The sequence below is a fragment of the Cellulosimicrobium composti genome, assembly GCF_010287905.1.
Classification (GTDB): domain Bacteria; phylum Actinomycetota; class Actinomycetes; order Actinomycetales; family Cellulomonadaceae; genus Cellulosimicrobium; species Cellulosimicrobium composti.
In genome coordinates this window covers 19,826-27,311 of record NZ_JAAFAN010000056.1, presented here as the reverse complement: position 1 = coordinate 27,311, position 7,486 = coordinate 19,826, and the positions used below count along the sequence as shown (strand labels likewise).

4 protein-coding genes are annotated in these 7,486 nt (G+C 74.9%); 3 read left to right on the top strand and 1 reads right to left on the bottom strand.

Annotation, left to right across the window (positions count from 1 at the left end):
* Positions 1–128 precede the first annotated feature (128 nt).
* The gene (gene mfd / locus GYH36_RS14960; RefSeq protein WP_162290248.1) at positions 129–3,731 is read left to right on the top strand and encodes a transcription-repair coupling factor; all 3,603 of its coding nucleotides are present in this window, start codon (positions 129–131) and stop codon (positions 3,729–3,731) included.
* Between the two features lie 153 nt (positions 3,732–3,884).
* Here mfd and GYH36_RS14955 read toward each other — a convergent pair whose 3' ends face one another.
* The gene (locus GYH36_RS14955) at positions 3,885–4,103 is read right to left on the bottom strand and encodes a PLD nuclease N-terminal domain-containing protein (protein ID WP_155099969.1); all 219 of its coding nucleotides are present in this window, start codon (positions 4,101–4,103) and stop codon (positions 3,885–3,887) included.
* A 267-nt stretch (positions 4,104–4,370) separates the two neighbouring features.
* Here GYH36_RS14955 and GYH36_RS14950 point away from each other — a divergent pair, with 267 nt between their 5' ends.
* Both GYH36_RS14950 and GYH36_RS14945 read left to right on the top strand, forming a co-directional pair.
* The gene (locus GYH36_RS14950; protein ID WP_162290247.1) at positions 4,371–6,554 is read left to right on the top strand and encodes a carbohydrate-binding module family 20 domain-containing protein; all 2,184 of its coding nucleotides are present in this window, start codon (positions 4,371–4,373) and stop codon (positions 6,552–6,554) included.
* Positions 6,555–6,632: 78 nt separating this feature from the next.
* Positions 6,633–7,361 (top strand): nucleoside triphosphate pyrophosphohydrolase, encoded by a 729-nt coding sequence (locus GYH36_RS14945; RefSeq protein WP_312028661.1) that lies wholly within the window; start codon positions 6,633–6,635, stop codon positions 7,359–7,361.
* Positions 7,362–7,486: the final 125 nt, after the last annotated feature.

The following is a 7,486-nucleotide window of genomic DNA, read 5'->3' as shown; positions in this document are numbered from 1 at the left end:
CCCCCCCCGCCCCCCCCCCCCCGCGCCCCCCCCCCCCCCCCCCCCCCCCGGCGCCCCCCCCCCCCCCCGCCCGCGGGGGGGGGGGGGGGGCCCCCCCGGCCGGCGCCCGCCCGCCGCTGCTCGCCGCGATGGCGGGCGCGCGCGCGACGGGTCCGGTCGACGAGCCCGCGCCGGGCGCGGCGGCGACCGGCCCGGCGTGGGCGGCGGGCTCGCGCCCGCTCGTGGTCGTCACCGCGACCGGGCGCGACGCCGACGAGCTCGCCGCGAGCGTGCGCGCCTACCTGCCGGACGAGCTGGCCGACGTCGTCGCCGTGCTGCCGAGCTGGGAGACGCTCCCGCACGAGCGGCTGAGCCCGCGCGCCGACACCGTCGCCAAGCGCATCGCGGTGTTCCGCCGCCTCGCGCACCCGGACGCCCAGATCGGCCCGTCGGGTCCGGTGCGCGTGCTCGTCATGCCCGTGCGCGCGCTCCTGCAGCCGGTCGTCGACGGCCTGGGCGAGCTCGAGCCGGTCGAGCTGCACGCCGGCACGACGGCCGACCTCACCGACGTCGCGGAGCGCCTCGTCGGCGCCGCGTACACGCGCGTGGACATGGTCGAGCGCCGCGGCGAGTTCGCGGTGCGCGGCGGGATCCTCGACGTGTTCCCGCCCACCGAGGACCACCCGCTGCGCGTCGAGTTCTGGGGCGACGAGGTCTCGGAGATCCGGTGGTTCGCGGTCGCGGACCAGCGCAGCCTCGAGATCGCCGAGCACGGGCTGTGGGCGCCGCCGTGCCGGGAGATCCTGCTGACCGAGTCGGTGCGGGCGCGCGCCGCGGCCCTCGTCGAGGACCTGCCGGGCGCGACGGAGATGCTCGACAGGCTCGCCGCGGGCGTCGCGGTCGAGGGCATGGAGTCGCTCGCTCCGGTCCTCGTGGACCGCATGGTGCCGGTGCTCGAGCTGGTGCCCGACGACGCGCTGCTCGTCGTGGACGACGCCGAGCGCGTGCGGCGCCGCGCGCACGACCTCGTGGCGACGACCGAGGAGTTCCTCGCCGCGGCCTGGACGGGCGCCGTCGCGGGCGGCAAGGCGCCGGTCGACCTGTCGGCGGCGTCGTTCGAGACGTTCGCCGAGGTGCGCACGGTCGCGCAGCGGCGCGGGCTCGGCTGGTGGACGTTCTCGTCCTTCGCGCTCGACAACCCCGACCTCGACGTCGCGCCCGACGACGCCTCCGGCACGGGCGGGGACCGCGCACCGGGCACCGCGAGCGCGCACGTCGGCGAGAGCGCCGACGGCGTGCCGACCTTCACGATCGGGGCGCGCGACGTCGAGTCCTACCGCGGCGACGTGGCGCGCGCGCTCGACGACGTGCGCGGGCTCCAGCACGCCGGGTGGCGGCTCGTGCTCACGACCGAGGGCCACGGCCCGGCCAAGCGCATGGTCGAGCAGCTCGGCGCCGCGGACACGCCCGCGCGCCTCGTGCCGCGCCTCGACGACGAGCCCGAGGGCGGCATCGTCCTCGTCACGCCCGCGATGGTCGGCAAGGGGTTCGTCGCCCCGGACCTGCGCCTCGCCGTCTTCTCCGAGGCGGACCTCACGGGCCGGGCCGGCACGAGCACGCGCGACATGCGCAGGATGCCGAGCCGGCGCCGCAACGTCGTCGACCCGCTCCAGCTCAAGGCGGGCGACTTCGTCGTGCACGAGCAGCACGGCGTGGGGCGGTTCGTCGAGCTCGTGCAGCGCACGCTCGGTACGGGCGGCAACGCCGCGACGCGCGAGTACCTCGTCATCGAGTACGCGTCGAGCAAGCGCGGCCAGCCCGGCGACCGGCTGTTCGTCCCCATGGACCAGCTCGACCAGGTCACCAAGTACACGGGAGGCGAGTCGCCGAGCCTCAACAAGATGGGTGGCGCCGACTGGGCCAAGACGAAGTCGCGTGCGCGCAAGCACGTCAAGGAGATCGCGGGCGAGCTGATCCGCCTGTACTCGGCGCGCATGGCGACACAGGGCCACGCGTTCGGCCCGGACACGCCGTGGCAGCGCGAGCTCGAGGACGCGTTCGCGTACGTCGAGACGCCCGACCAGCTCGCGACGATCGACGAGGTCAAGGCGGACATGGAGAAGTCCGTGCCCATGGACCGTCTCGTGTGCGGCGACGTCGGCTACGGCAAGACCGAGATCGCGATCCGCGCGGCCTTCAAGGCGGTGCAGGACGGCAAGCAGGTCGCGGTCCTCGTGCCGACGACGCTGCTCGTCCAGCAGCACCTCGAGACGTTCTCCGAGCGGTACGCGGGCTTCCCCGTGACGGTGAAGGCGCTCTCGCGCTTCCAGACGCCCAAGGAGTCCGAGGAGGTCGTCGACGGGCTGCGCAAGGGCACGGTCGACGTCGTCATCGGCACGCACCGGCTCATCACCGGCAGCGTCCGGTTCAAGGACCTGGGCCTCGTCATCATCGACGAGGAGCAGCGGTTCGGCGTCGAGCACAAGGAGACGCTCAAGCAGCTGCGCACGAACGTCGACGTGCTGGCGATGTCCGCGACGCCGATCCCGCGCACGCTCGAGATGGCGGTCACCGGCATCCGCGAGATGTCGACCCTCGCGACCCCGCCCGAGGAGCGTCACCCCGTCCTCACGTACGTGGGCGCGTACGAGGAGAAGCAGATCGCCGCCGCGCTGCGGCGCGAGCTCCTGCGCGAGGGCCAGGTGTTCTACGTGCACAACAAGGTCGAGACGATCGACCGCACGGCGTCGAAGCTGCGCGAGCTCGTGCCCGAGGCCCGCGTCGGCGTGGCCCACGGCAAGATGAACGAGCACCAGCTCGACCAGGTGATCCGGGCGTTCTGGGAGAAGGAGCTCGACGTCCTCGTCTGCACGACGATCATCGAGACGGGCCTCGACATCTCCAACGCGAACACGCTCATCCTCGAGCGCGCGGACATGCTCGGCCTGTCCCAGCTCCACCAGCTCCGCGGTCGTGTGGGTCGCGGGCGCGAGCGCGCGTACGCGTACTTCCTCTACCCGCCGGAGCGCCCGCTCACGGAGACCGCGCACGACCGCCTGGCGACGATCGCCGCGCACACCGACCTCGGCGCGGGCATGCAGGTGGCGATGAAGGACCTCGAGATCCGCGGCGCGGGCAACCTCCTCGGCGGCGAGCAGTCGGGGCACATCGCGGGCGTCGGGTTCGACCTCTACGTGCGCATGGTGGGGGAGGCGGTCGCGAACTACCGCGGCGACGGTCCCGAGGAGCAGCCGGAGGTCTCGATCGAGCTGCCGGTCGACGCGCACCTGCCCGAGTCGTACATCGCGACCGAGCGCCTGCGGCTCGAGGCGTACAAGAAGATCGCCGCCGCGACCGACGCGCCGCAGCTCGCCGAGGTGCGGGCCGAGCTCGTCGACCGCTACGGCGCGCTGCCGGACGTCGCGTCCGCGCTGTTCGACGTCGCCGACTTCCGCAACCACGCGCGCCGCGCCGGGCTCACCGACGTCACCGCGCAGGGCAAGTTCATCCGGTTCGCGCCCGTCGACCTCGCCGAGTCGGCGCAGCTGCGGCTCAAGCGCCTCTACCCGGGCACGCTCCTCAAGCCCGCGATCCGGGCGTTCCTCGTGCCGTACCCGACGACGGCGCGCATCGGCGGACGCCCGCTGCGCGGCGCCGAGGTGCTCGCCTGGGCGCGCCAGCTCATCGACGCGGTGATCCTCGGCGAGGTGAGCGCCGCGGCGACGGTCGGTACGGCGTCGGGCGGTCGCTGACCCCCTCACCCGCCCCCGCATGAGTTAGGGGGGGGGGGGGGGGGCGGGGGGGGGGGGGGGGCGGGCCCCCCCCCCCCCCCCCCCCGCCCCCCGGGGCCGCGCCCCCCCCCCCGGGGGGCCCCCCCCCCCCCAAAGCATGCTCGGCGCGGGGCGTCAGTCCTTGCGGCCGTCGAGGAAGTACGCGATGGGGCCGACCCAGTTCACGAGCAGCGCGAGACCCCACGCGAGCTTGGTGCCGTTGACCCGCTCGGCGGGCCGACGCAGGAGGTCGCGGTAGGCGGCGGCGGTGAGCGTGACCTGGGCCGCGCCCACGGCCCCGACGGCGATCTTCTGGCCCCTCGTGAGGTCCTTCCAGCGGCGCTTGTTCCCCATGGCGGCTCCTCCTGTGGTGCGGGTGCGCGTGCACGTGCACGTGCACGACGACGGTATGCCGCCCTCGCGCCCCGCGCACGGGCGGTCAGCGCGTCAGGTGGTGACATCGCACGGGCTCCTCTGTAAGGTTGCAGCAAGTTCCGGAAACGCTCTGCAACGCTGCGGAGACTCCTCGCGCCCGTCACCCCGGGGCGCTCGTCAGCACCGTGTGGCCGCCACGCGCTCGGCGCCGAGCGCACGGCCGCCGCATCCCTCGAAGGAGCAGCAATGACGCGCACCACCGACCCCGCCGGACCTCCGGCGACCGCGTCCATCCCCGGGAGCGTCCCCGGCCCCGCCCCGAGACCTGGACGCCGCCTGCGGCGACTCGTCGCGACCGCCGCCTCGGCCGCGCTGGCGCTCGGCACGGCGCTCGCCGCCACGGCCCCGGTCGTCGCGCCGGCCGCGGCCGCACCTCCCGTGCCGGCGCCCGTCGTCGACTCCCCGAACGGCCGGGGCGACGTGATCCTCAACCTCTTCCAGTGGACGTGGGACTCCGTCGCCGCGGAGTGCACCAGCACGATCGGACCGGCCGGGTTCGGCTACGTCCAGGTCTCGCCGCCGCAGGAGACCGTCCAGGGCACCGCGTGGTGGACCTCGTACCAGCCCGTGAGCTACCGCATCGACTCGAAGCTCGGCACGCGGGCGGAGTTCGCGCACATGGTCGAGACGTGCCGTTCCGCCGGCGTCGGCGTCATCGCCGACGCGGTCGTCAACCACATGGCGGGCGCGGACCAGGGCGGCGGGACGGGAGTCGCGGGCTCGACGTACGGCGTCGAGAGCTACCCGGGCCTCTACGGGCCGGCCGACTTCAACGACTGCAAGGAGAACATCGGGGACCGGTACGGGGACCGGTACGTGGTGCAGCACTGCCGCCTCGTCTCGCTCCAGGACCTGCGGACGGGCTCGGACCACGTGCGCGACACGATCGCCGGGTACCTGAACGACCTCCTCTCGCTCGGCGTCGCCGGGTTCCGCATCGACGCCGCGAAGCACGTCCCGGCCGCCGACCTCGCCGCGATCAAGGCGAGGCTCACGGACCCGGACGTGTTCTGGGTGCACGAGGTCATCGGCGCCGGCGGCGAGCCGATCCAGCCCGTGGAGTACCTCGGCTCCGGCGACTCGCACGAGTTCTCCTACGCGCGCGAGCTCAAGTCTCGGTTCGACGGCCGGATCAAGGACCTGCGGACGATCGGCGACGGCAAGCTGCCCTCGGACCGCGCGGGCGTGTTCGTCGACAACCACGACACCGAGCGCAACGGCGAGACCATGAGCTACCGGTGGGGCGCCAAGTACGTGCTCGCGAACACCTTCATGCTCTCGTGGCCGTACGGCGCGCCGAGCGTCTACTCGGGGTACCGCTGGGACGACAAGGACGCCGGCGCCCCGGGCGCGACCGCGACGTCGGTCCCCGACGCGAGCTGCTCGGACCCGGCCTGGGTGTGCACCCAGAGATGGACCGAGATCGCGGGCATGGTCGGCTTCCACAACACCGTCGCGGGCACCGCGGTGACGCACTGGTGGGACGACGGGGACAACCACGTCGCGTACGGCCGCGGCAGCAAGGGCTACGTGACGATCAACAACGCCGCGCACGCCGTGACGCGCACGTACCAGACGTCGCTCCCCGCGGGGACGTACTGCGACGTCGTCGCGTCGAAGGACTGCTCGACGACGGTCACGGTCTCGGCGTCCGGCACGTTCACCGCGACGGTCCCGGCGTACGGCGCGCTCGCCCTGCACGTCGGCGCCCTGGCCGACGGCGGCACCGGCGGACCGGGGCCCGTCGACCCGGCCGGGACGACCGTCTACTACGCGACGGACAAGGGCTGGGACGCGTACCGCGTCCACTACCGCGTCGGCACGGGCGCCTGGACCGCCGTGCCCGGGATCGCGATGGCCCCCGCGTGCGAGGGCTGGGTCGCCCGCGAGATCGCCCTCCCGGACGGTGCCTCGGGCGCGGCCGCGACCGTCACCGCGGCCTTCACGAACGGCTCCGGCACCTGGGACAACAACGGCGGCGCGGACTACGCGCTGAGCGGCGCCGCCGTCGCCGTCTCCGGGGGGACGGTCACGGCGGGCGACCCGTGCGACGGCGGCGAGGGACCGGGCGGCGTCCAGGGCGACGCGTCGTTCTCCGTCACCGCGACCACCACGTGGGGCCAGGAGGTGTACGTCGTCGGCAGCGTCCCCGCGCTGGGCTCCTGGTCGCCCGCGCACGGCGTCCCGCTGTCGTCCGCGAGCTACCCGCTGTGGACCGCGAGCGTCGACCTCCCCGCGGGGACGACGTTCGAGTACAAGTACGTCCGGCGCGACGGCGCGGGGAACGTCGTCTGGGAGAGCGGCGGCAACCGCACAGCGACCGTCGGCGCGGACGGCTCCGTGACGCTGTCCGACACCTGGCGGTCGTGAGACCGGCAGCCTGAGCCGGCCCCGGGCGCGGCCCGTGCGCGTCCGGGGTCGGCGTGGCCGCGAACCTACGATGGGGCGGTGACCGACACCCAGCCCGCGGCCGGGGCCGCGCCCGCCCCGGAGCCCGCCACCGCCCCGGACCCCCTGCGCGACGTCGTCGCCGTGATGGACCGCCTCTACTCCCCGGGCGGGTGCCCGTGGGACCGCGAGCAGACGCACGGGTCGCTCGTGCGCTACCTGCTGGAGGAGGCGCACGAGCTCGCCGACGCCATCGAGACCGGCGACCGGGCCGGGATGCGCGAGGAGCTCGGCGACCTGCTGCTCCAGGTCCTGTTCCACGCGCGCATCGCGAGCGAGGAACCTGAGCCGTTCACCGTCGACGACGTCGCGGCGGACCTCGCGGCGAAGCTCGTCCGCCGCCACCCGCACGTGTTCGCCGACGCCGAGGTCACCGACCTGCACGAGCAGTGGGACGCGATCAAGAAGGCCGAGAAGCAGCGCTCGTCCGTGCTCGAGGGCATCTCCAGCACGCAGGGCGCGCTCGCCCGGGCGCAGAAGGTCCTCTCGCGCGCCGGGCGCGGGGGACTGGGCGACGCGGTCGCCGCGGCGCTCGCGGCGCCGTCGGACGACGCCGGGTCGGTGGCGCACGACGACGCGGGCCCCGCGGCGCAGGAGGCGCTCGGGCGCGAGCTGCTCGCGCTCGTGGCGCGCGCCGAGGCGAGCGGGCTCGACGCCGAGGCCGCGCTGCGCGGCGAGCTGCGCCGGGTCGAGGGCGCGATCCGGGCCGCGGAGTCGGCGCGGGCCTGAGCCGCCACGCACGAGCAGCGCACGACGAGGGGGCCCGTCGCCGTGGCGCCGGGCCCCCGCGCCCCTCAGGTGCGGTCCGCGTGAGGACGGGTCCCGGTGCCGGCCGGGGCCCGCGGGCCGCCTAC